Annotated in this window: 2 tRNA genes; both read right to left on the bottom strand. The window is 56.0% G+C overall.

Features of this window, described 5'->3' with window-relative positions:
- Nucleotides 1–320: 320 nt before the first annotated feature.
- Nucleotides 321–396 (bottom strand) — tRNA-Ala (locus IOC61_RS16020).
- Nucleotides 397–409: 13 nt separating this feature from the next.
- Nucleotides 410–486 (bottom strand) — tRNA-Ile (locus tag IOC61_RS16015).
- Nucleotides 487–507: the final 21 nt, after the last annotated feature.

Raw genomic sequence — 507 nt, 5'->3', positions numbered from 1 at the left:
GCCTCTGGCTGCCTAGGCATCCACCGTATGCGCTTCATCGCTTGACCATATAACCCCAAAGGGTCTGGTCCGCGATGACACACGACATTGCCGGATACGCGCTTGAAACGTATCTCGTGTTCTTTCCTTGCGGAAAGAACGTTTGTCAGCATGAATCACATTGTTAAAGAGCAGACTGTCAATCGACAGTCATAAACCTGACATCGCGGTGTGATGCTGGCTTATGACTGTGGATCCGATCAGGTAAGACTGTGGGGTAGCGATGGTGGAGCCAAGCGGGCGGTGCGACGTTTCGCTCGAAACGCTGACCTTCTGCAAGATGGTGGAGCCAAGCGGGATCGAACCGCTGACCTCCTGCGTGCAAGGCAGGCGCTCTCCCAGCTGAGCTATGGCCCCTGATGCTGCTAGATGGTGGGTCTGGGCAGATTTGAACTGCCGACCTCACCCTTATCAGGGGTGCGCTCTAACCAACTGAGCTACAGACCCGGCACTGTACGCAAGTCGGCG

This window comes from Halomonas sp. KAO (genome assembly GCF_015595025.1).
Lineage (GTDB): Bacteria > Pseudomonadota > Gammaproteobacteria > Pseudomonadales > Halomonadaceae > Halomonas.
The sequence above is the reverse complement of the archived record's forward strand: the minus strand, read 5'-3'. Positions and strand labels throughout refer to the sequence as shown.